The 21,565-nt window shown below is 63.7% G+C and carries 20 protein-coding genes and 3 tRNA genes; 11 read left to right on the top strand and 12 right to left on the bottom strand.

What is annotated here, in order from left to right; genetic code table 11:
- Positions 1-11 precede the first annotated feature (11 nt).
- Positions 12-752, bottom strand: coding sequence for a phosphoribosylglycinamide formyltransferase (gene purN, locus C9F12_RS10110; RefSeq protein WP_045992485.1), 741 nt, complete (start codon positions 750-752; stop codon positions 12-14).
- A complete protein-coding gene (gene purM, locus C9F12_RS10105; protein WP_108133088.1) occupies positions 749-1,822 on the bottom strand; it encodes a phosphoribosylformylglycinamidine cyclo-ligase in 1,074 nt (357 codons plus the stop codon). The genes purN and purM overlap by 4 nt, the downstream gene beginning before the upstream one ends.
- Before the next feature lie 174 nt (positions 1,823-1,996).
- Between purM and C9F12_RS10100 the strand changes: the two genes are divergently transcribed.
- Together C9F12_RS10100 and hda are read left to right on the top strand one after the other, a co-directional pair.
- Complete coding sequence (locus tag C9F12_RS10100) at positions 1,997-3,091, top strand: AI-2E family transporter (RefSeq protein ID WP_045992483.1); 1,095 nt, start codon at positions 1,997-1,999, stop codon at positions 3,089-3,091.
- On the top strand, positions 3,088-3,789 hold the full coding sequence (gene hda, locus C9F12_RS10095) for a DnaA regulatory inactivator Hda (protein WP_045992482.1): 702 nt from the start codon (positions 3,088-3,090) through the stop codon (positions 3,787-3,789). The genes C9F12_RS10100 and hda overlap by 4 nt, the downstream gene beginning before the upstream one ends.
- Before the next feature lie 101 nt (positions 3,790-3,890).
- Here hda and C9F12_RS10090 read toward each other — a convergent pair whose 3' ends face one another.
- Entirely contained in the window at positions 3,891-4,490 is a 600-nt protein-coding gene (locus C9F12_RS10090; RefSeq protein WP_108133089.1) for a carboxypeptidase-like regulatory domain-containing protein, read from the bottom strand.
- Positions 4,491-4,761: 271 nt separating this feature from the next.
- Positions 4,762-5,145 carry a phasin family protein gene (locus C9F12_RS10085; RefSeq protein ID WP_045992506.1) on the bottom strand — a complete coding sequence of 128 codons (384 nt, stop codon included), beginning with the start codon at positions 5,143-5,145 and terminating at the stop codon, positions 4,762-4,764.
- A gap of 407 nt (positions 5,146-5,552) precedes the next feature.
- On the opposite strand from C9F12_RS10085, the gene C9F12_RS10080 reads away from it, so the two are divergent.
- Positions 5,553-6,932, top strand: coding sequence for a class II fumarate hydratase (locus C9F12_RS10080; RefSeq protein WP_108448791.1), 1,380 nt, complete (start codon positions 5,553-5,555; stop codon positions 6,930-6,932).
- Between the two features lie 174 nt (positions 6,933-7,106).
- Here C9F12_RS10080 and C9F12_RS10075 read toward each other — a convergent pair whose 3' ends face one another.
- The 4 genes from C9F12_RS10075 to C9F12_RS10060 form a co-directional block, all read right to left on the bottom strand.
- A complete protein-coding gene (locus C9F12_RS10075; protein ID WP_045992479.1) occupies positions 7,107-8,183 on the bottom strand; it encodes an endonuclease/exonuclease/phosphatase family protein in 1,077 nt (358 codons plus the stop codon).
- Positions 8,184-8,292: 109 nt separating this feature from the next.
- Entirely contained in the window at positions 8,293-9,921 is a 1,629-nt protein-coding gene (locus tag C9F12_RS10070) for a glycerol-3-phosphate dehydrogenase/oxidase (RefSeq protein ID WP_108448790.1), read from the bottom strand.
- Between the two features lie 308 nt (positions 9,922-10,229).
- Complete coding sequence (gene glpK / locus C9F12_RS10065) at positions 10,230-11,732, bottom strand: glycerol kinase GlpK (protein ID WP_108448789.1); 1,503 nt, start codon at positions 11,730-11,732, stop codon at positions 10,230-10,232.
- Positions 11,733-12,138: 406 nt separating this feature from the next.
- Positions 12,139-12,897: a DeoR/GlpR family transcriptional regulator gene (locus tag C9F12_RS10060; RefSeq protein WP_045992476.1), complete on the bottom strand. Its 759-nt coding sequence runs from the start codon at positions 12,895-12,897 to the stop codon at positions 12,139-12,141.
- A 493-nt stretch (positions 12,898-13,390) separates the two neighbouring features.
- On the opposite strand from C9F12_RS10060, the gene C9F12_RS10055 reads away from it, so the two are divergent.
- The 3 genes from C9F12_RS10055 (at position 13,391) to C9F12_RS10045 (ending at position 13,706) form a co-directional block, all read left to right on the top strand.
- Positions 13,391-13,467 (top strand) — tRNA-Val (locus C9F12_RS10055).
- 24 nt (positions 13,468-13,491) lie between these two features.
- A tRNA-Val gene (locus C9F12_RS10050) sits at positions 13,492-13,568 on the top strand.
- A 61-nt stretch (positions 13,569-13,629) separates the two neighbouring features.
- A tRNA-Val gene (locus C9F12_RS10045) sits at positions 13,630-13,706 on the top strand.
- A 179-nt stretch (positions 13,707-13,885) separates the two neighbouring features.
- Here the strand turns inward: C9F12_RS10045 and C9F12_RS10040 are convergent.
- The 4 genes from C9F12_RS10040 to C9F12_RS10025 all read right to left on the bottom strand — a co-directional run bounded on the left by C9F12_RS10040 (position 13,886) and on the right by C9F12_RS10025 (position 17,006).
- Positions 13,886-14,350, bottom strand: a complete 465-nt coding sequence (locus C9F12_RS10040) for a GAF domain-containing protein (protein ID WP_045992475.1) — start codon at positions 14,348-14,350, stop codon at positions 13,886-13,888.
- Between the two features lie 79 nt (positions 14,351-14,429).
- A complete protein-coding gene (locus C9F12_RS10035) occupies positions 14,430-15,224 on the bottom strand; it encodes a MetQ/NlpA family ABC transporter substrate-binding protein (RefSeq protein ID WP_045992474.1) in 795 nt (264 codons plus the stop codon).
- Positions 15,225-15,328: 104 nt separating this feature from the next.
- Complete coding sequence (locus C9F12_RS10030) at positions 15,329-15,982, bottom strand: methionine ABC transporter permease (protein WP_045992473.1); 654 nt, start codon at positions 15,980-15,982, stop codon at positions 15,329-15,331.
- Complete coding sequence (locus tag C9F12_RS10025) at positions 15,963-17,006, bottom strand: methionine ABC transporter ATP-binding protein (protein ID WP_108133094.1); 1,044 nt, start codon at positions 17,004-17,006, stop codon at positions 15,963-15,965. Before C9F12_RS10025 ends, C9F12_RS10030 begins: the two co-directional genes overlap by 20 nt.
- 414 nt (positions 17,007-17,420) lie before the next feature.
- Here C9F12_RS10025 and C9F12_RS10020 point away from each other — a divergent pair, with 414 nt between their 5' ends.
- From C9F12_RS10020 to gpt, 5 genes are all read left to right on the top strand, one after another.
- Positions 17,421-18,041, top strand: coding sequence for a riboflavin synthase subunit alpha (locus tag C9F12_RS10020; protein ID WP_108133095.1), 621 nt, complete (start codon positions 17,421-17,423; stop codon positions 18,039-18,041).
- Between the two features lie 154 nt (positions 18,042-18,195).
- Entirely contained in the window at positions 18,196-18,753 is a 558-nt protein-coding gene (locus tag C9F12_RS10015; RefSeq protein WP_240184225.1) for a cytochrome P460 family protein, read from the top strand.
- 318 nt (positions 18,754-19,071) lie between these two features.
- Positions 19,072-20,403 (top strand): NCS2 family permease, encoded by a 1,332-nt coding sequence (locus tag C9F12_RS10005; protein WP_108133096.1) that lies wholly within the window; start codon positions 19,072-19,074, stop codon positions 20,401-20,403.
- Between the two features lie 133 nt (positions 20,404-20,536).
- Complete coding sequence (locus tag C9F12_RS10000) at positions 20,537-21,082, top strand: adenine phosphoribosyltransferase (protein WP_108133097.1); 546 nt, start codon at positions 20,537-20,539, stop codon at positions 21,080-21,082.
- A gap of 3 nt (positions 21,083-21,085) precedes the next feature.
- Positions 21,086-21,562 (top strand): xanthine phosphoribosyltransferase, encoded by a 477-nt coding sequence (gpt, locus tag C9F12_RS09995; protein WP_045994212.1) that lies wholly within the window; start codon positions 21,086-21,088, stop codon positions 21,560-21,562.
- Positions 21,563-21,565: the final 3 nt, after the last annotated feature.

Here is a 21,565-nt window from a genome sequence, read left to right as displayed (position 1 = left end):
GCGGCCAGGTTTCAACGGGACTCGTCGTCCTCGTCGAGTTCCTCGGCGGCGTCCTCGTGGGACAGTCGCATGCCGCCCGGCGGCAGCGGCTGGCCGTCGATGGTCGCGATGTCGCCCTGCAGGCGCAGACGCCCCTCGAGGAACCAGCGTACCGCGATCGGGAAGATCAGGTGCTCACGACTCAGCACTCGCTCCTTGAGGGTCTCTTCGGTGTCATCCTTGTTAACCTTGACCACGGCCTGGATCGCCACCGGCCCGCCATCGAGTTCCTCGGTGACGAAGTGTACGCTGCAGCCGTGCTCGTCGATGCCGTCGGCCAGCGCCCTGGCGTGGGTGTGCAGGCCCTGATAGGCCGGCAACAGCGACGGATGGATGTTGATCATCCGCCCCATGAAGCGCTGGACGAAACGTGGCGTCAGGATACGCATGAAGCCGGCCAGCACCACCAGGTCAGGCTCGTGGCGCTCGATCACCTTGATCAGGGCGCCGTCGAAGGCATCGCGGCTGTCGTACTCGCGGTGGGGCAGGGCCACCGCGTTGATGCCGGCATCACGCGCCCGCTTCAGACCGTAGGCGTCGGCGACATTGGACACCACGGCCACGATCTCGCCACCCAGTTCGTCGTGGCTCTGGGCGTCGATCAGCGCCTGCAGGTTGGTGCCACCCCCCGAGATCAGCACTACCACCCGTGGCTGGGTGGCCTCTTCCGGGGTGAAGCCGTTGAGCTCGCCCTCGTTCACGCCCTCGCTCATGACGCTGGCATCTCCAGTTGCACCTGCTCCTCGTCGCCCTGGCGCGCGGCGATGTGGCCAATGCGATGGACGCCTTCGCCCTGGGCCTGCAGGTGAGCGCGGATCTGGTCGGCCTGATCTTCAGGTACCACCAGCACCATGCCGATGCCGCAGTTGAGCACGCGGTGCATCTCATGTTCGTCCACGTTGCCCTGCTGCTTGAGCCAGTCGAACACCGCAGGGCGCTGCCACAGGCTGGTATCGACGTGGGCGGTGAGGTCCTCGGGCAGCACCCGGGGCAGGTTCTCGAGCAGGCCACCGCCGGTGATGTGGGACAGGGCGTGGACCTGATAGTCGTCGTGGCGCAGCAGTTCCAGCAGCGGCTTGACGTAGATGCGTGTCGGCGCCATCAGGGCGTCACCCAGTGACTGGCCGTCGATGTCGGTGGACAGGTCGGCGTCAGCCACTTCGAGGATCTTGCGGATCAGGGAGTAGCCATTGGAGTGAGGGCCGGATGAGCTCAGGCCCAGCAGTACGTCACCGGCGGCGACCTTGGTGCCGTCGAGGATCTCGTCCTTCTCCACCACGCCGACACAGAAGCCGGCCAGATCGTAGTCGCTGCCTTCGTACATGCCGGGCATCTCGGCGGTTTCGCCACCGACCAGAGCACAGCCGGCACGTTCGCAGCCTTCGCCGATGCCGCTGACCACGTCGGCGGCGATATCGACGTCCAGCTTGCCGGTGGCATAGTAGTCGAGGAACAGCAGCGGCTCGGCGCCGGCGACCACCAGGTCGTTGACACACATCGCAACCAGATCGATGCCGATGGTGTCATGGCGGCCCAGGTCCATGGCCAGGCGCAGCTTGGTGCCGACCCCGTCGGTGCCGGAGACCAGCACCGGCTCACGGTAGCCGCTGGGCAGCTGGCACAGCGCGCCGAAGCCTCCCAGCCCGCCCATTACCTCGGGGCGGGTGGTGCGTTTGGCGACGCCCTTGATGCGATCGACCAGGGCGTTGCCGGCGTCGATATCGACACCGGCGTCCTTGTAGCTGAGCGAAGCCCTTTCGGGGGAGGAGGAGGAGTCGGTCATGACAGATCCTGTGGAGTCGGTCGACCCGCGGGCGTGGTGCGCACCAGCGGACGAACGTGAGACAATGGGCACGTTGGGGGCGGAGATTGTAGCACTGTGCTTCGGCCATCGCAGCCATGGCACACTATCGGTCGGGCATCACAGGGAATGGTGGTTTCTTTCGGGGAAAAGCGAATGAGCAAGCAGTGGTGGATCGTCGCCGCGGTGGCGGCTGTTGTGCTGTGGTTCTTCGTCAGCATCGAACCGGTGTTGGCGCCCTTCTTCGTCAGCATGGTGCTGGCGTACCTGGGTGACCCTATCGCCGATCGCCTGGAGGAGCGCGGGCTGTCGCGTCAATGGGCGGTCTGCGTCGTGTTTGTGCTGTTGACGCTGCTGGTAGGGCTGACGCTGCTGCTGCTGGTGCCGCTGCTGGGACAGCAGATCGGGCAGCTGGTGGAAGCGCTGCCGGCAGTACTGAGCTGGATTCAGAGCACGGTGTTGCCGGAGCTGCAGTCGTTGACCGGGCTCGATCTCAGCACCGACTTCGATGCACTGCGCAAGGCAGTACTGGAAAACTGGAAAGAAACCGGTACCGTCGCCGCCAGCGTACTGGCCCAGGTGTCGCGGTCGGGTATGGCGCTGGTCGGCTGGCTGGCCAATCTGGCGTTGATTCCGGTGGTGACCTTCTACCTGCTGCTGGACTGGGACGTGCTGGTGGGCAAGGTCAGGCGTCTGCTGCCGCGTCAGTGGGAGCCGACGGCCGTTCGGCTGGCCAAGGAGTGCGACGAGGTGCTGGCGGCCTTCCTGCGTGGCCAGTTGATCGTGATGCTGTGTCTCGGCGTCATCTATGCCATCGGACTGACGCTGCTGGGTGTTCGCTTTGGCCTGCTGATCGGGCTGCTCTCAGGGCTTGCCAGCATCGTGCCCTATCTGGGCGTGATCGTGGGGATCTCGGTGGCCGGTGTGGTGGCCTTCTTCCAGTTCGGCGACTGGCTGGTACTGCTGGGCGTGGGGCTGGTGTTCGGCTTCGGGCAACTGGTGGAAAGCACCCTGCTGCAGCCGAAGCTGCTGGGGGACAAGATTGGCCTGCATCCTGTCGCGGTCATCTTTGCGGTGCTGGCCGGCGGCCAGCTGTTCGGCTTCACCGGTGTGCTGCTGGCGCTGCCGGTGGCGGCCATGGTGATGGTCATCTTGCGCTACCTGCATGATACGTATAAGAATTCGTCGCTCTATGACGCGGAGCATGAATCCGACAAGGAGCCCTCCGCCGCCAACGAGGAGTCCTCATGAGTCGAGCCCCCGCGCAGTTGCCTCTGGGCGTCGGACTGCGCGACGACGCGACCTTCGACAACTACCATCCGGGTGCCAACGCCACCCTGGTGGAGTGCCTGAGTCATCAGTTCGATGACAACGGCGAGCCCTTTCTGTACCTGTGGGGGGGCGACGGCGTCGGTCGTAGCCACCTGTTGCAGGCGGCCTGCCACCAGGCCTCCGCGCGGGACCTGCGAACCCTCTATCTGCCACTGGAGGAGCTGGGCCACTTCCCGCCGTTGATGCTCGAGGATGTGGAGCGTCTCGACCTGGTGGCCATCGATGATCTGGATCGAGTGGTGGGGCGCAAGCGCTGGGAGGAGGCGCTGTTCCATGCCTTCAACCGGCTGCGAGACAGCGGCAAGCGATTGTTGATCGCCGCGGATCGCCCGCCCCGGCAACTCGATATCAAGTTGGCGGATCTGGCGTCGCGGCTGACCTGGGGCATGACCTTCCACCTCAGGCAGCTGTCCGACGAGGACCGCATGCAAGCGTTGAAGCTGCGTGCCCACCTGCGTGGCATGGAGTTGCCCGACGAGGTGGCGCGCTACATCCTGCATCGTGGTGCACGCGAGCTCAGTGAGCTGTTTCGCTCGCTCGAGGTGCTGGACAACGCCTCGCTGTCGGCGCAGCGCAAGTTGACCATCCCCTTCGTCAAGAAGGCACTGGACTGGTAGCGGTCTGGGCATCTCCAGGAAAGCTCTCCAGGAAAGCAAGACGGCGACCCGCAATGGGTCGCCGTCCTGTTGTCAGGGCCAGGTCGAATCGGTACGCGGTATCAGCGGCTGAGCTGAATCTCGCTGTGGCCACCATTTCTTAGCGTGACTTCCTTGATCACGATCTGGCGGCTGCCACTGGCCGGATCGACCACCGTGCCCGAAACGTAGAAGTCGCCGGGGGGCAGGTCGCGTAGCTGAAAGTAGCCGTTGGTGTCGGTGCGGGTGGTGTGGGTGTATTCGCGGGCCCGTGGGTCGGCGCGTTCCACCGCCCGGCCGGCCAGCGCCTGGGCCGCCGCCTCGGCGGAGTACTTGGTGATCGGTGCGACCGATACCGTCTCGCCACCGCCGATGACCGGGCCTGCGGGGGTGTTCAGGGTGAGTCTGCCGGACAGCACGGCGCTGCCGCTCTTCGGCAGCTGGGCGTAGACGTCGGCGGGGAAGGGGATCTCCCTGGGGACCCTGGCTTGATCGGCGGTGGGCTGGTCGTCTCTCGGGCCCGGCTGTTCGATCGGGGTGTCGGGTTCGCCGATATCGATGACCTCCGGGGCGCGGGACGTGCCGGTGGTGCTGACGCTCTGACAGCCGGTGATCAGCAAGGCGAGGATGGCGATTACCGCCAGGCGGAATCGGCGTGACAACAGCGGGTAGGGTGCCTTCATGGCGCGGTCTCCTTGCAACGAATGTCGTTGGGCCCTGTGTGCTGTCAGCTTATGGAATCGGCGTCGGAATTGCCACGCGTGGCGTGTGCGTGGCCGGACAGGCGTCTGCCCGAGCCAGTCATGATGACTTGGCGTTGGCGCTAGCCTTGGTGGCGGTGTCACAAGGCAGCGCCTTGATTGACGCTGGCTGCAGACGCAAAACGGCCCCCGATTGAAATCGGGGGCCGCTTGGTGAACGACCTGAGTCGTTCAGGCGTCTGCCGTAGCCAGATTACTTGGCGTTGGCGGTAGCCTTGGTGGCGGTGTCGGTGGCCTGCTTGACGTTCTCTTCGGCCAGCTTCTGGCTCTTGGAGACGAAGTCCTGCTGCAGGGCCACGACCTTCTCGGCGTCGCCTTTCAGGCGCTCGGTCAGGTCCTTGGCGACCTTCTGCTGGCCTTCCATGTAGGAGCGCAGACCTTCGACGTCCTTGACGGAAGTGAAGGCGCGAGCCTGGGCCAGACCGGTCTCGGTGTAGGCCTTGGCGGCTTCCAGCTGGGCGCTGGTCAGCTTCTCGGCGAAGTCGACGGTCAGGCTTGCGTAAGCGCGGGCCGGGCCGAAGAACAGGTTTTCGACTTGCTCGTTGTTGAACAGTGCTTTGGTATCGATAGTGCGCATCATGTGAACCTCCTGGGGTTTCGAACTACTTGTCGGCGATGACCGTGGGACCATTCCCAGTGGTCGATGCCGTTGCGTCGTCTGTTGCAGTGCACAATAGCAGAGGGTTTTGTGCATCGCAACATGGATTGGGTCGAGAATCGGGGGAAAAGGGGTTTGGATCCAAAGAATGCTTGAAACAGCGAAAAAACGACGAAAAGTCCGTTATCTAGCCTTCTTCGCCCTTTGATGGGATACCGGCGTGCAAGTTCACCGTGCCCCTGGATCGCCTTCAGCCTAGTGTGGAGACATGACAGCGATGTGATCCCTGCAAGCCTTGCAAGCAGGAAGTCTCGCCACCATGGTATTCAAGAGAAAACGAAGGACCGTACCTTTAACCCTTTGCCTTTGACGATCAGGAGTGATCCATGACGCAGACCCGTATCGAACGCGACAGCATGGGGGAGCTCGAGGTTCCCGCCAATGCGCTCTATGGCGCCCAGACGCAGCGTGCGGTCAACAACTTCCCGGTGTCGGGCCAGCAGATGCCGTCAGCCTTTATCCACGCCATTGCTCGCATCAAGCGAGCGGCGGCGGTGGTCAACGGCGACCTGGGATTGCTGGACGACGATCGTCGTCGTGCCATCGTCGAGGCGGCAGACGCGATCATCGCGGGTCAGCACGATGATCAGTTCCCCATCGATGTGTTTCAGACCGGGTCCGGCACCTCGAGCAACATGAACGTCAACGAGGTGATCGCCCACCTGGCGAGCTCCGATGACTTGAGCGTCGGACCCAACGACCACGTCAACATGGGGCAGTCGAGCAACGATGTCATTCCCACCGCCCTGCACCTGTCGGCGGCGCTGGAAGTTACCGGTACGCTACGCCCGGCGCTCGAGCACCTCAGAGGTGTCATCGACGCCAGGGCAGAAGAGCTGGACGAGGTGGTCAAGACCGGACGCACTCACCTGATGGATGCCATGCCACTGCGTCTTGGTCAGGAACTCGGTGGCTGGTCGAGCCAGGTGGGGCAGGCCATCGAGCGTCTCGACAGCGCCATGGTGCGGCTGTGTCGGCTGGCCCAAGGGGGGACTGCGGTCGGCACCGGTATCAATGCCCATCCGGAGTTTGCCGAGCGCATGGCCGCCGAGCTCTCCGCCCGCACCGGGCTCGCTCTGACGCCCAATGACAGCTTCTTTGCCAGCCTTGGCTCCCAGGACGCAGCGGTGGAACTGTCGGGTCAGCTCAAGGGTCTGGCGTGTGTGGTGATGAAGATCGCCAATGATCTGCGCTGGATGAACTCCGGCCCGCTGGCGGGGCTTGGCGAGATCGAGCTTGAAGCCTTGCAGCCGGGCAGTTCGATCATGCCGGGCAAGGTCAATCCGGTGATACCCGAATCCGCCGCCCAGGCCGCCGCTCAGGTGATCGGTCTGGACACCGCCGTGACCGTCGCCGGACAGAGCGGCAACTTCCAGCTCAACGTGATGCTGCCACTGGTGGCAAGCAACCTGCTGACGTCGATCACCCTGATGAGCCAGACATCGCGGCTGCTGGCGGACAAGGCGATCGCGACCTTCAAGGTGCGCGAGGACAACCTGAGTGAGCCACTGGCGCGCAATCCCATCCTGGTGACGGCATTGAACTCGGTGATCGGCTATAACGCCGCGGCGGCCATCGCCAAGAAGGCCTACCAGGCCGGCCGGCCGATCATCGACGTGGCCGAGGAGGAGACCGACCTCGGACGCGATGAGCTCGAACGCCTGCTGGATCCCGCCTCCCTGACCCGTGGCGGTATTCCCGAATAGAGGTGGCGAGGGCGCGGCCGACATGGCGCCTCTTGGAATAACGCCCCTTGAAGAAGAAGAGCCTTGCCACGACGGCAAGGCTCTTCTTTTCTACTGCTACCCGTCTTTTCTATTGCTGCGAGTCCATCGCCACACTTGTTACCACGACATGGACATCGCCTGGAAGGCGGGAACTCAACTCGACTGATCGCGCTCCCTGGCTTCCTCGACGGTTTCACGGGCGTCGTGATGCTCTTCGTTGTCGGCGTCCGGGGTGTCGTGCTCGTCGGCTCTGGAGGGGCGATAACAGACGGTGGCAAGGATCGGGAAATGGTCTGAGCCAAAGGCCCGCAGCCGATCCATCTTGGCAAGGGTGAAGTGCTCGCTGACGAAGACATGGTCCAGCGGCCAGCGCAGGAACGGATAGCCGGCGTGGAAGCTCGAGAACATGCCGCGGCCGCGCCGCAGGTCCAGCATGCCGCTGACGCGGCAGAACAGGCGCGTGCTGCGTGACCAGGCCACGTCATTGAGGTCGCCCGCGACCAGCGTCGGTACCGGGTTCTGGTGGATCTCTTCGGCGACCAGCGAAAGCTCCGCGTCCCGCCACAGCGATTCCTCGCTCTCGCTCGGTGCCGGTGGCCTGGGGTGAAGGGCGCGAAAGCGGATGTGATCTCCGCTTTCGAGTTCCACCTCACAGTGGATCGAGGGGATGTCATCCTGGATCAGCCACTTGACCTCGGGGTCGATCAGCGGGCGACGGGAATACAGGTGCATGCCGTAGAGGTTGTCCAGCGGGACCCGCACGGCGTAGGGGTAGCCGTCTGCCAGGCCGGCATCGAGCTTGTCGCCCCACCATTGGTCGGATTCCAGCGTCAGCACCATGTCCGGGTCGCGCTCGGCGATGATCTCCAGCAGGTCGTCGCTGCGCCGGTTCGGCGTGAGTACATTGGCGATCAAGAGCGTCAGGCAACGCTCCGGGGCGTCGCCCTTGGCGGCCATGACCTGCACCGGCCACAGCGGTGTCCAGGGCAGTACATAGAAAGCCTGGATGGCGAAGACGACCAGGCCGGCCGTGGCAATCCAGAGTGTCAGGGAGTCGCTCGCCAGCGGGCTTGCCAAAGCACAGAACAACCCGATGAGTCCGATCTGGACACGGGGGAACTCACAGGCCCTGAGCCACCACCAGTGGGACGGAATCCTGGCGATCAGGGTAGCGCCGGCGACGATGGTCACCACCGCGATCAGAAGGGTATCGATGACAAGTGAGAGCATGCAGGGGTCCCTTTTCGGTCCGGCGCACCGGCTCGGCGCAACAATGATGATGACGAGCCTAACGGTCCTCGGCCTTTAACGATAGAGCCAAGGAGCGCCGTTGAGGACCTCAGGCCCGTTCGCGCGATGTCGGTGTGGCACTCGCAAAGTATTCCTCGAGCCGTTCTTGGGCCTCGTCGCCGAACAGGATTCGGGCGGCCTCATCGAGGCCAGGTGACCCGTGCAGGGTCTGAGTGTCCACCACCAGGGCGATCTTGGAGCGGCGGCGCAGGAAGTCCTCGAGTCGTGTGATCATCTCTCGCCGGGCGGCGTGCTCGAGCTCGCAGCGCAGGTATTCGGTACCCTCGATCAACAGCTCTCCCTGTCGCGGGTCCTGGCGGATCTGCTCCAGCATGTCGAAGGCGTTGAGGCCGTAGCGACGCCACAGGCGCTTGCTCAGAGGTTCACTGGACGAGGAGGGGGTGCGCTCATCGAGGCCCAGCAGGCTTGCCTGGTGCAGGAATTCTCGCCTGTCCGTGTCGGAAGGTTCGCCGTACCAGCGGGCGCGCGGCTGTGGCAGCTCGAGGCCTAATCGTTGCACCTCTCTGACGATCTCCTCGCCGACGTTGAGGCAGTCGGTGAGCTTGCCGCCAAAGATGCTGATATGGCGCTCCGTGGCGTTGATGTCGATGGCATGCTTGCGCGACATCTGGAGAAAGTCGCGGCCATTGCCGGCGTTGGCCTTGACCGCCAGCGGGCGCACGCCGCAGCGGGTGGCGATGATGTCCGAACGGTCGAGCGGGCGTTTCAGACTCAGGCGCTTGTTGATGTTGTCCAGCACGAAATCGATGTCGGCGTCGCTGATCGCGACCTCCGGGCGCTCTTCCTTGGAGTCGGTGGTGCCGATGCAGGTGCGCGGCCCCATGGGAATGGCGAAGAACAGCCGCCCGTCGTCGGCAAAGAAGGCCAGCACGCGCTGGCGCTCCGACAGCCGTGGCACGATCAGGTGGATGCCCTTGGAATAGGCGTGGTGGTGATCGGTGGTCTGTCGGCTCAAGGCGTTATGGTCGTCCACCCAGGGGCCGGTGGCATTGATGATGATTCCGGCGCGCAGGCTGAAGGTCTCGCCGCTCTGGTTGTCCCGGGCGTCAACGACCCAGCCGTTGTCGCTGCGTCGTGCACCCCGCGACTCGACGTAGTTGGCCGCCGCCGCGCCGTAGTCCAGCGCCGAGCGTACGAAGCTGTAGACGAAGCGGGCATCGTTGTCATGCAGGTAGGCGTCGGAGTACTCGAAGCCACCGATCGCCGCACGCGTATCGACCAGTGGCTCGCGTCGGTTGATGCCTTTTGGCGTCAAGTAGCGCGGCAGTCGGGTGAAGGCGTTGCCCATCAGCCAGTACAGCCAGGTGCCCGCCCAGAGCATGCGAGGGTGATAGCGAAAGCCCCTGTCGATGGTGGTCAGAAAGCGAATTTCCTGGACCGTCGACGGAAAGCTCCTGATCAGGTGGTTGCGGCTCTTGCATAGCTTGCGCACCAGCGAAAAGTCATAGCTTTCCATGTACTTGATGCCGCCCCACACCAGATTGGACGAGTGCTGACTGGTCTCGCCGGCGAAGTCGCCACGGTCGATCAAGGCCACCCGGGCGCCCTTGCCGGCCAGCGCGGCGGCGCTGGCGGCGCCGTTGATGCCGGCGCCGATGATCAGTACATCGAAGTGCTCCTCCTTCAGGCGCTGAAGGTTGGCGTCACGTAGTTGCATGCATGTCCCCCGCGGTTCCTGAAGGAGTCGGGACGCAAGGCCCCGGTGTGGTCAGTCTTCGTCGCGCTCCCGGTTCTTGGGCCATAATTGCACGGCCTTCTTCTCAGTCTTCGTCGCGCTCCCGGTTCATGGGCCACAATTGCACGGCCTTCTTTTCAGTCTTCGTCGCGCTCCCGGTTCATGGGCCACAATTGCACGGCCTTCTTTTCAGTCTTCGTCGCGCTCCCGGTTCATGGGCCATAATTGCCCGGCCTTCTTTTCAGTCTTCGTCGCGCTCCCGGTTCATGGGCCGTTGTACTGCCTTCTTTTCACTCTTCGTCGCGCTCCCAGTTCATGGTCCGTCGCACGGCCTTTTTCCAGCCCTTGTAGCGTCGTTCCCGTTCGGCGTCTTCCATGGCGGGCGTAAAGGTGCGTTCGATGTCGCCCCGGGTGGCGAGCTCCGGCAGGTTCCACATGCCCACCGCGATCCCCGCCAGGTAGGCCGCCCCCAGGGCGGTGCTCTCGATGACCCTGGGGCGTTCGACGTCGACCGCCAGCATGTCAGCCTGGAATTGCATCATGATGTTATTGGCGACGGCGCCGCCGTCGACCCGCAGGGCCTTGAGGGTGATCCCCGAGTCCTTCTGCATGGCGTCGATGATGTCTCGCGTCTGGTAGGCCAGGGCGTCCAGGGTGGCGCGGGTGATATGCTCCTTGCCGGAGCCTCGGGTCAGGCCGAAGATCGCTCCACGGGCGTACATGTCCCAGTAAGGAGCGCCGAGACCGGCGAAGGCGGGGACCACGTAGACACCACCGGCATCCTCGACCTTGCTGGCGTAGTATTCGGAGTCTTCTGCCGAGTCGATCATCTTGAGTTCGTCGCGCAGCCACTGCACCGCCGCGCCGGCGATGAAGATCGATCCTTCCAGCGCATAGGTGACCTTGCCGTCGAGCCCCCAGGCGATGGTGGTCAGCAGGCCCGAGGTCGAAGGCACCGGGGTCTCGCCGGTATTCATCAGCAGAAAACAGCCGGTACCGTAGGTGTTCTTGACCATGCCCTTGTCGAAGCAGGCCTGGCCGAACAGGGCGGCTTGCTGGTCACCGGCGATACCGGCGATGGGGATCTGGGCGCCACCGAACATTTCCTTGGCGGTGGTGCCGTAGACCTCGCTGGATGGCCTGACCTCGGGCAGCATCGCCCGGGGAATATCGAGGGCCTCGAGCAGTCGGTCGTCCCAGTCGAGCCGTTTGATGTCGAACAGCATGGTGCGCGAGGCGTTGGAGACATCGGTCAGGTGGCGTTCGCCGCGGGTCAGGTTCCACACCAGCCAGCTGTCCATGGTGCCAAACAGCAGATCGCCGGCCTCGGCGCGCTGCTGAGCACCGTCCACCTGGTCGAGGATCCAGCGAATCTTGGTGGCGGAGAAGTAGGCGTCGACCACCAGACCGGTGGTGTCGCGGATATGGGTTTCCAGCCCCTGGGCCTTGAGCTCGTCGCATAGCGGTGCGGTGCGTCGATCCTGCCAGACGATGGCGTTGTGGATCGGTTTGCCGGTGTGCCGGTCCCAGATCAGGGTGGTCTCGCGCTGGTTGGTGATGCCGATGGCGGCTACCTGGGACGGCTTGACGCCCTGGGTTTCCAGCACTTCTCGTGCGACTCCCATCTGGCTGCCCCAGATCTCCATGGCATCGTGTTCCACCTGGCCTGGCTTGGGGTAGTGCTGGGTGAATTCCTTCTGCGCGATGCCGACGATGCGGGTGTCCTGGTCGAACAGGATGGCCCGGCAGCTGGTGGTGCCCTGATCAAAGGCGAGAATATAGCGTGTTGGCATGTTCCGGTGTCCTGACGGTTGTTGTGGTCGAGCGATACCTTCACCTTCGGTGAGCAGACGGTTTCCGTCTAGTGCTGCCGGCAGGGACATGGCCAGATGCAGCGACGTCGGGTGCCCCTATGCAACGTCGCCGCCGCGGGTGATCAATGGTCGTACGAGGCCACAACAAGTTCGTTATCGAAAATAAAGGTAGCGTTGAGGTCGTGAACGAACAACCAGAGCGCGAAAGTTTTCGCTAGCACTTTGGTCGTGGCGTCTGGAGAGCAGGCGAAGAACGTTGCCTCGGCTGGGTTGGTGCGCCAAGGCGTCCACGGGACCGAAGAGGAGTCGGGAGGGCCTGGCGTTTTCGCAAGATGACACAGAGCGGCTGTGGCAGGCCAGGTGCAGGGTCAGGCCAGGCGCAGGATCACGCAAGGTGCAGGGCGACCCCGTGGTCCTGCAGTAGCCGTGCGATGGCCTCCGGTGGCTCGCGATCGGTGAACAGGGCGTCGAGTTGGGATACGTTGCCCTGGCGCACCACCGGGTTGCGGTGAAACTTGGAGTGATCGGCGACCAGAAACACCTGACGTGAGTTCTCGATAATCGCCTGAGCGACGCGGACTTCCTGATAGTCGAACTCGAGCAGGGAGCCGTCCTGATCGATGCCGCTGATCCCGATCAGCCCAATGTCCACCTTGAACTGATGGATGAAGTCGATGGTCGCCTCGCCGATGATCCCGCCGTCACGGGGTCTGACCTGGCCGCCGGCGACGATCACCTTGAAGTCTTCTTTGTGATGCAGGATGGACGCCACATTGAGGTTGTTGGTGATGATCTCCAGGCCCTGATGCTCAAGCAGTGCCTCGGCCACCAGTTCGTTGCTGGTGCCGATATTGATGAACAGCGAGGCGTGGTGCGGCACCTGGCGCGCCACGGCATCGGCGATGCGTCGTTTGGCGTCGAGGTTGAGCGTCTTGCGGGTGGCGTAGGCGGTATTGACGGTGCTCGACTCGAGGCCCGCGCCACCGTGGACTCGGCGCAAGCGGCCTTCGCTTGCCAGTGTGTTGAGGTCGCGGCGGATGGTCTGAGGGGTCACCGCGAAGTGATCGGTCAACTGCTCGATGCTGGCGTATCCCTGGCGACTGACCAGTGCAATGATGGCGTCCTGACGCTGCTGCTGGTTCATCCCGATTGCCCTTGTGCTTGGAAGGCCTTGAAAGATGGAAAGCCCTTGTGCCTGAAAGGCCCCTGATAGACGGAAGGCCTCGATAGAAGAAAAGCCCTTGTGCCTGAAAGGCCCTGGTAGATTGAAGGCCTCGATAGATGGAAGGCCTCGATAGATGGAAAGCCCTTGTGCATCGATGGCCCTGGAACAGGTAGGCCCTGGTGAATGGAACGTCCTGGTACATTGCCGGCGAGGACGTCGCTTTGGGGACGCCGATGAGGCTGTCGTGGATCTCGCTTCACCAGACGCATTCCCGATGATCGTAAACGAACGCGACCGGATTTGGCGATGGTGGAATCGCGCTGCGGTGAAGGCGTTCGAGACGCCGCACGGGCCCCTCGAAGGAAAAAATCATTCGGTGAACTCAAGGGCTTGCAAAATTCTGCCGAAGGCGTAGAATTCGCATCCGTTGTCAGCAGCGAGGGTGGTGACTCCCTCGTCTCGGCAGCCGTGTAGGACCATAGCTCAGTTGGTTAGAGCGCCACGTTGACATCGTGGAGGTCGGCGGTTCAAATCCGCCTGGTCCTACCAGCTAGATCGCACATCGAGTGATGCAGGACCATAGCTCAGTTGGTTAGAGCGCCACGTTGACATCGTGGAGGTCGGCGGTTCAAATCCGCCTGGTCCTACCAGCACTACCTCGCAGTGCCATTGCAAGGCGTATTGCGACGTGCCATCTCGCTTTCCTGCTTCAGGACCATAGCTCAGTTGGTTAGAGCGCCACGTTGACATCGTGGAGGTCGGCGGTTCAAATCCGCCTGGTCCTACCAGATTACAGACAAAAGCCCCGAGGCCTCGCCTCGGGGCTTTTGTCGTTTCTAGGGTCGTCGCCGTCGCCGGTGTTTGGCAACTGCTGCCATCGCCTGATCAACGCAGTGGCCAAGCCGCGGGTGGGCATTGAAGTGAGTGCGCCGCCTCTGGGGCGGCGCGATTCATCCGTTCGGACGGTTCAGGCGTCGCCGAGCCCGCTCAAGCGGCGGAAGGTGGCCACCAGGCGCTCGATGCCGGCCTGGTCGTCTTCGCTGAAGCGCCCCTGGTCGGGGCTGTCCAGGTCGAGCACGCCCCATAGTTCACCGTCCTTGTCGAGCACCGGTACCACCAGCTCGGAGCGCGAGGCGCTGTCGCAGGCGATATGGTCCGCGACCGCGTGGACGTCGTCGACGCGTTGGGTCTGGCGGCTGCGGGCGGCGGCGCCACAGACACCCTTGTCGAAGGGGATCGGATGGCAGGCTGGCTTGCCCTGAAAGGGGCCCAGGGACAGCATGCGCGGCTGGCGCTGCAGATAGAAGCCGACCCAGTTGAGCCGCGGGACTTCCTGCATGATGAAGGCCGAGGTCTGGGCGGCGTTGGTCAGCCAGTCGCCGGAGTCGAGCAGGGCGGTGAGCTGGCGGTCGAGAAGATCGTAGGAAGACATGTCGAGTGTGGCAGTGTCCGCGGGTGAAAACGGCGAGGCCGGCCCTGGGGCCGGCCTCGAGAGGGAGCGCGCGTCAGGCTTACTTCCAGCCAGGAACGGCGGCGCCCTTGAACAGCTCTTCTGCCTTGGCGGCGACTTCGTCGCTCTGGTAGGCGTCGACCAGCTGCTGGATCTCCTCGCGATCCTCGTCGCCACCGCGCACGGCGATGATGTTGACGTAGGGCGACTCGGGGCCTTCCTTGACCAGGGCGTCGTCCAGGGTCAGGCCGGCCGGCTGGGCGAAGGTATTGTTGATGAAGGCCATATCCACGTCGGGCAATACGCGCGGCAGCTGGGCCGCCTCGATCTCGCGGAAGTCGAAGTCGTGGGGGTTTTCCACGATATTCAGCGGCGTGGCTTCCAGATTTTCGGGGTCGTCCAGAGTGATCAGGCCCTCGTTGTGGAGCAGGATCAGTGAGCGGCCTTCGTTGGACGGGTCGTTGGGCAGCGCGATGGTGGCGCCCTCGGGCAGGTCCTCGATGCTCTCGTACTTCTCGGAGTAGGCGCCGATCGGGTAGACGAAGGTGCGCCCGGCGATGGCGAAGTCGTAGCCGCGGTCGTTGACCATGGCGTTCATGTAGGGCTCGTGCTGGTAGGCGTTGGCGTCGAGGCTGCCGTCGGCCAGGGCGGCGTTGGGCGTCACGTAGTCGGTGAACTCGATGATCTCGATCTCCAGACCATAGCGCTCCTCGGCCAGATCGGCGGCGACCTGCATGACATCGGTCTCGGGGCCGGCGACGGTGCCCACCTTCAGGCTGTGCTCATCGGCGTTGGCCTGGCTGATCGCCAGTGACAGGGTGGAAAGCGCCAGGGCGCCCAGCAGTGTCTTGCGCATCTTCAGTGTCTCCCGAAACGGTGTGTGACGTGTGCGGCGATGTTAATGGAATAACACGTCTTTCGCTAATGCAATTTGGTTATTAAGGCCATGCAGGGTGCATGTCACTTGTGGTCACTCTTGCGCACCAGATAGTCACCCAGGCTCTGGAAGGCCTGAACCATGACCACCAGGATGGCAACGGTGATCAGCATGATGGTCGGATTGAAGCGGTTGTAGCCGTAGCGAATGCCCAGGTCGCCAAGACCACCTCCGCCCACGGCGCCGGCCATGGCCGAGTAGCTGACCAGGGTCACCGCGGTGACGGTCAGGGCGGTGAAGATGCCCCCGCGGGCCTCCGGCAGCAGTACCTTGGTGATGATCTGCCAAGGGGTGGCGCCCATGGACTGGGCGGCTTCCACCAGCCCGGGAGAAATCTCGTTCAGCGCGCCCTCGACCAGGCGTGCGATAAACGGAATCGCGGCGATGGTCAGCGGCACGGCGGCAGCGTTGGTGCCGATGGACGACCCCACCAGCATGCGCGTGAACGGAATGATCGCCACCATCAGGATGATGAAGGGGATCGAGCGGCCGATGTTGGTGATGATACCGAGGACCGACTGCAGCACCGGCTGGGCCAGGATCTGGCCCGGGCGAGTGACATACAGAAGCACGCCCAGAGGGATGCCGACCAGGGCCGCGATCACACCGGACACCGCCACCATATAGAGAGTGTCGAGGGTGGCTTCGAGGATGAGGTTAAACATCGCGCTGGACATGGCCAAGCACCTCCACTGTCAGGTCGTGAGATTGCAGGTAGGCGAGGGCGCGCCGGGTGTCCTCGGCATCCCCCATCAGTTCGGCGATCATCAGGCCCAGGGTTCGCTCCTGGATGGACTCGACCTTGGCCTGCAGGATGCTGACGTCCACGCCGCACTCCCGCGCCAGCCGCGAGATCAGCGGGGTGGACACGGCGTCGCCGGAAAACGCCAGGCGTACCACCGGATGCGAATTCGGCCCGGGTGTCTGCTCGAGGCGGTCGATCAGCTCCCTGGGCGGTTCGAGTTCGAGGAATTCGTTGAGGAAGTCGCGGCCGAGCTGAGTGCGCGGGGCGGTGAAGAAGTCACCGACATCGGCTTCCTCGACCAGCCTGCCACCGGAGATCAGGCTGACGCGATGGCAGATCGACTTGACCACCTCCATCTCGTGGGTGATCAGCAGAATGGTCAACCCGAGCTTCTGGTTGATGTCCTTGAGCAGTTCGAGGATCGAGGCGGTGGTGTGGGGGTCCAGCGCCGAGGTGGCCTCGTCGCACAGCAGTACCTGAGGACGGCTGGCCAGGGCGCGGGCGATGGCCACGCGCTGCTTCTGACCGCCCGACAGCTGTGCCGGATACTGCTGGGCCTTGTCGGCCAGGCCGACCAGCTCCAGCAGAGGCGTGACGCGCTTGGTGATCTCGTCGCGCTTGACGCCCATCAGTTCCAGCGGCAGGGCGATGTTGGCGAATACCGTGCGCGAGGTCAGCAGATTGAAGTGCTGGAAGATCATGCCGATACGGTGGCGCGCCTGATTGAGGGCGGGGCCGGAGAGGCTGGTCAACGTCTGGCCATCCACCTCCACGGTGCCGGAGGTAGGCCGCTCAAGCAGGTTGACGCAGCGAATCAGCGTCGATTTGCCGGCGCCGGACAGGCCGATGACGCCGTGAATCTGCCCCTGGGGTACGTGCAGGTCGACGTCGGCTAGCGCCTTGACGGCGCGTGAGCCGGCACCAAAGGTCTTGGAAAGGTTGGTCAGTCGTATCATCTCAGCTACCGGGTGGGCACCGAGGGACCTGGGCGGGCAAGAGAACGGCAATGGGCAGGCATAAAAAAGGCCACCCTGACGGGTGGCCATCAACGCTGGACACACCCTTTTAGCTGCACTTCATGCACCGACGCCTTGTGAGCGTCGCGGCACGGGCGCCCGCAATCCGGGTACAAATCGGCGCCTAAAAATGTAGCGGGCAAGGATAGGGCGAGCGAAGGACCCTGTCAATCGTTTACGCATAGCCACTGGCAAGGTCTTTCGAGGTAGGCGCCACGTCGTAGTGGATCCGCCCGCCGGACGCCGTGACTGGCGATAGGTTTTCTGAACAATAGCGCAAGCGTGGACCTTTGGAGGCGCGGCTTCTAGACTGGGCCGGTTCGGGGAAGGCCCCGTGATGGTAAGGAGACAAAGATGTTCACCGGTATCGTTCAGGGCACCGCCGAGGTGGTCGAGATCAAGGAAGCGGAGGCCTTTCGCAGCCATCTGGTGCGGATGCCGCGTCACCTGTGTGAAGGCTTGGAGCTGGGCGCATCGGTGGCCCACAACGGGGTCTGTCTGACCGTCACCGATATCGATGGGGATCTGGTCAGCTTCGACCTGATGCGCGAAACCCTGCGGGTCACCAATCTCGGCGGTCTGAGCGTCGGTGATCGCGTCAACGTCGAGCGGGCGGCGCGCTTCGGTGACGAGATCGGCGGGCACGCCATGTCCGGTCACGTCATGGGGCAGGCGGAGCTGGTGGAACTCGACGAGGCACCCAACAACCGTCGCCTGTGGTTCCTGTTGCCGCAAGGGCTCGAGCGCTTTGTCTTTGCCAAGGGCTACATCGGCGTGGACGGCATCAGCCTGACCATTGGTGAGTTGCGCAACGATACCCGGGGGCCGGCCTTTTGCGTCGACCTGATCCCCGAAACGCTGGCCCGTACCACACTGGCCGACCGTCGCCCGGGAGACAGGGTCAATCTCGAGATCGATCCCCAGACCCAGGCCATCGTCGAGACGGTAGAGCGGGTCATGGCGGCCAGGGGCTGAGCGTCGACAAGTACCTTTGCAGCCAAGTGCTGTAGCTTTGTGCCGCAGCGCCCGGACGGGCGTCGGCGGTGGTCTCCCTCGCTTGAGAAGCTGCTAACTTAACCGGATGTAACATTCCTTTAAGTGCACCGACCGTGATCAGCGAGGGACTACCATGAAAATGACAGCCAAGGCATTGGCGACAGGCGTGTGCGCCGCAGCGGCGTTGGGAATTGCCACGGCTGCCGTGGCCCAGGATCTGTCTCCCTGGGTGGACAGCGAGGGCACCATCTCCTTGCCGGACAACTTCCGCACCGAGATGGCGCATCTGGGCTCCTGGTTCGTACCCGAAGGGGACGCCAGTGGCTTCCATAACGTCTATACCGAGCCCGAGAGCGTCGCGTCCTTCCGCGAGAACGGGGTCTTCCCCGACGGCGCCGTGCTGGTCAAGGAGTTGCGGGCACACAGCACCGGCGACTACACCACCGGCGCCGGGGTGAGCTACGAGAACGAGACCATCAAGCAGTGGTTCGTGATGGTCAAGGACTCCACCGACCGCTTTGCCGACAGCAATGGCAGTTGGGGCGATGGCTGGGGTTGGGCGCTGTTCAAGACCGATGATCCTTCCACCAACGTTTCGGCCGACTACAAGGCCGGCTGTCTTGGCTGTCATGTCCCGGCCCAGGACAAGGACTGGATCTGTACCGAAGCCTATCCGATTCTGGTAGAGTAGCGCGCCTTCGAGAGTCGCCGACATCGGGCGCGGTACGGCGGACTCGCCGTACCGCGCCCGATGTGCGTTTGGCCCCGGCCGATCGTCGAGGGCTGGGATGCCGCTTTATGGGGCGGGCAGCCTTGCTTGACGTGGTGGCGCTGGAGGTCGCGCGGACGACCCTGCGTGCTCCCTGTGCGTTGGCCAGGTTGTGCAGGATCGTCGTGATTCCCTGGACGGCCTGCTATATGGTGTCACTAGTCGCAGGGTGGCAGGGCGCGTTCGGCGAACTCTCGTCCTGGACACTCCCCTATTGACTCCACGTGCAGGACCCAGCGCATGTCCAACCAGCAGCCTGAACCGAGCTCCGGCAAGAGCCCGCTCGATCGCTTCTTCAAGCTCAGTGAGCACCGCACCACCGTCAAGACGGAGGTGATCGCCGGGATCACCACCTTCCTGACCATGGCGTACATCATCTTTGTCAACCCGAGCATCCTGTCCGAGGCGGGCATGGACTACGGGGCGGTCTTCGTGGCGACCTGTGTCGCCGCCGCGGTGGGCTGTCTGGTAATGGGGCTGTGGGCCAACTATCCCATCGCCCTGGCGCCAGGCATGGGTCTGAACGCCTTCTTTACCTACGGTGTGGTGCTGGGCATGGGCTACACCTGGGAGGCAGCGCTGGGAGCGGTCTTCCTGTCCGGTGTTACCTTCTTTCTGCTCAGCATCTTTCGCATTCGCGAGTGGATCATCAACTCGATTCCGATCACCTTGAGACTCGGCATCGCGGCCGGTATCGGTCTGTTTCTGGCCATGGTGGCGATGAAGAATGCCGGCATCATCGTCGACAACCCGGCCACCCTGGTGTCGGTGGGCGATCTGTCCGAGCCGGCCCCGCTGTACGCCCTGGCCGGGTTCTTCGTGATTACCGCGCTGGCCCATCTGCGCGTCACCGGGGCGGTGATGATCGGCATTCTGGGGGTGACCCTGGTGGCCATGCTGCTGGGCCACAATGAATTCGGCGGGGTGGTGTCGATGCCGCCGTCGATCGCGCCGACCTTGATGTCCATGGACCTGGCCGGTGCCTTCGACGTGGCCATGATCAGCGTGGTCTTTGCCTTCCTGTTCGTCGATCTGTTCGACACCTCCGGTACCCTGGTGGGCGTTGCCCATCGCGGTGGCCTGCTCGACAAGGACGGCAAGCTGCCGCGCCTGGGCCGTGCGTTGATGGCGGACTCCACCGCCTCCATGGCCGGCGCTGCCCTCGGTACCTCGACCACCACCAGCTATGTGGAAAGCACCGCCGGCATCGCCGCCGGTGGGCGTACCGGTCTGACCGCCGTGGTGGTCGCGGTACTGTTTCTGGCCAGCCTGTTCTTCGCTCCGCTGGCGGGCTCCATTCCGGCCTATGCCACCGCGGGGGCACTCCTGTACGTGGCGTCGCTGATGGCGGGAAGCCTTGCCCACGCCGACTGGGACGACGCCACCGAGGCGGCGCCGGTATTGATCGCCGCCCTGGCCATGCCGCTGACCTTCTCCATCGCCGAAGGTATCGCCTTCGGCTTCGTCAGCTACGTGGCGATCAAGGCCCTGTCCGGTCGCTTCAAGGACCTGAACGCCGCCGTGGTGATCCTCGGTGTGCTGTTCGCGATCAAGATGATCTACCTCGATTGAGCCCATCGGGCTGACCGGGGCTGGCTGACCAGGACCGGCTGAGCCGGCAGGTTGGCCAGCCCCGCCGTGCGGCGCCGAGACAAGGCGCCGCATGTGTCATGCATTCTTCTTTCGACCCCTAGCGAGAACCGCCATGAGTATCTACGGCGACTATATCAAGTCCGTCATTCGCACCGTTCCCGACTGGCCCCAGCCGGGTGTCAACTTTCGTGACATCACCCCGCTACTGCAGAACAGTGCGGCCTTTCGCAAGCTGATCGACAGCTTCGTGCACCGCTATCAGGAGATGGATCTGGACGCCATCGCCGCCATCGACGCCCGCGGTTTCATCGTCGGCGCGCCGGTGGCCTACGAGCTGGGCTGCAGTTTTGTGCCGGTACGCAAGAAGGGCAAGCTGCCGTTCAAGACCATCAGTCAGACCTACACCCTGGAATACGGCCAGGCCGAGGTAGAGCTGCACTCCGATGCCTTCCGCGATGGCGACCGTATCCTGGTGGTGGACGACCTGATTGCCACCGGTGGCACCATGCTGGCCGCGGCCGAACTGATCAGCCGCAGCGGGGGACATGTGGTGGAGACGTCTGCCATCGTCGATCTGCCGGATCTCGGCGGCTCCCAGAGAATCCGTGACGCTGGCCACAGCGTGTTCGCCGTGTGTTCCTTCACCGAGGACGAGTGACCCATGAGCAGTCAACGCTACCATCGCCATTTCGTGGTGTCCTGGGACCAGCTTCATCGCGACGTGCGCGAGCTGTGTCATCGCCTGATCGAGCGCGATACCAAGGGCATCATTGCGATCACCCGGGGTGGGCTGATTCCGGCCGCGCTGATCGCTCGGGAGCTCAATGTTCGCCTGATCGACACCGTCTGCATCAAGAGCTACGACCATATGGAGCAGGACAGCCTCGAGGTGCTCAAGGGCGTGGATCACGACGGCGAAGGATGGCTGCTGGTCGATGATCTGGTGGACACCGGCAAGACCGCGCGCAAGGTGCGCGAGATGCTGCCCAAGGCGCACTTCGTGACCATCTACGCCAAGCCCGAGGGTCGTCCGCTGGTGGATCAGTACCTCACCGAGGTCGCCCAGGACTGCTGGATCCAGTTCCCCTGGGACATGGGCGTGGCCTACGTCGAGCCCCTGGCGGACCAGCGGCGGTGAGCG

The sequence above is a fragment of the Halomonas sp. BN3-1 genome (assembly GCF_003056325.1).
Classification (GTDB): domain Bacteria; phylum Pseudomonadota; class Gammaproteobacteria; order Pseudomonadales; family Halomonadaceae; genus Halomonas; species Halomonas litopenaei.
Note: the sequence above shows the minus strand (reverse complement) of the source record. Positions and strands in the feature narration are given on the sequence as shown.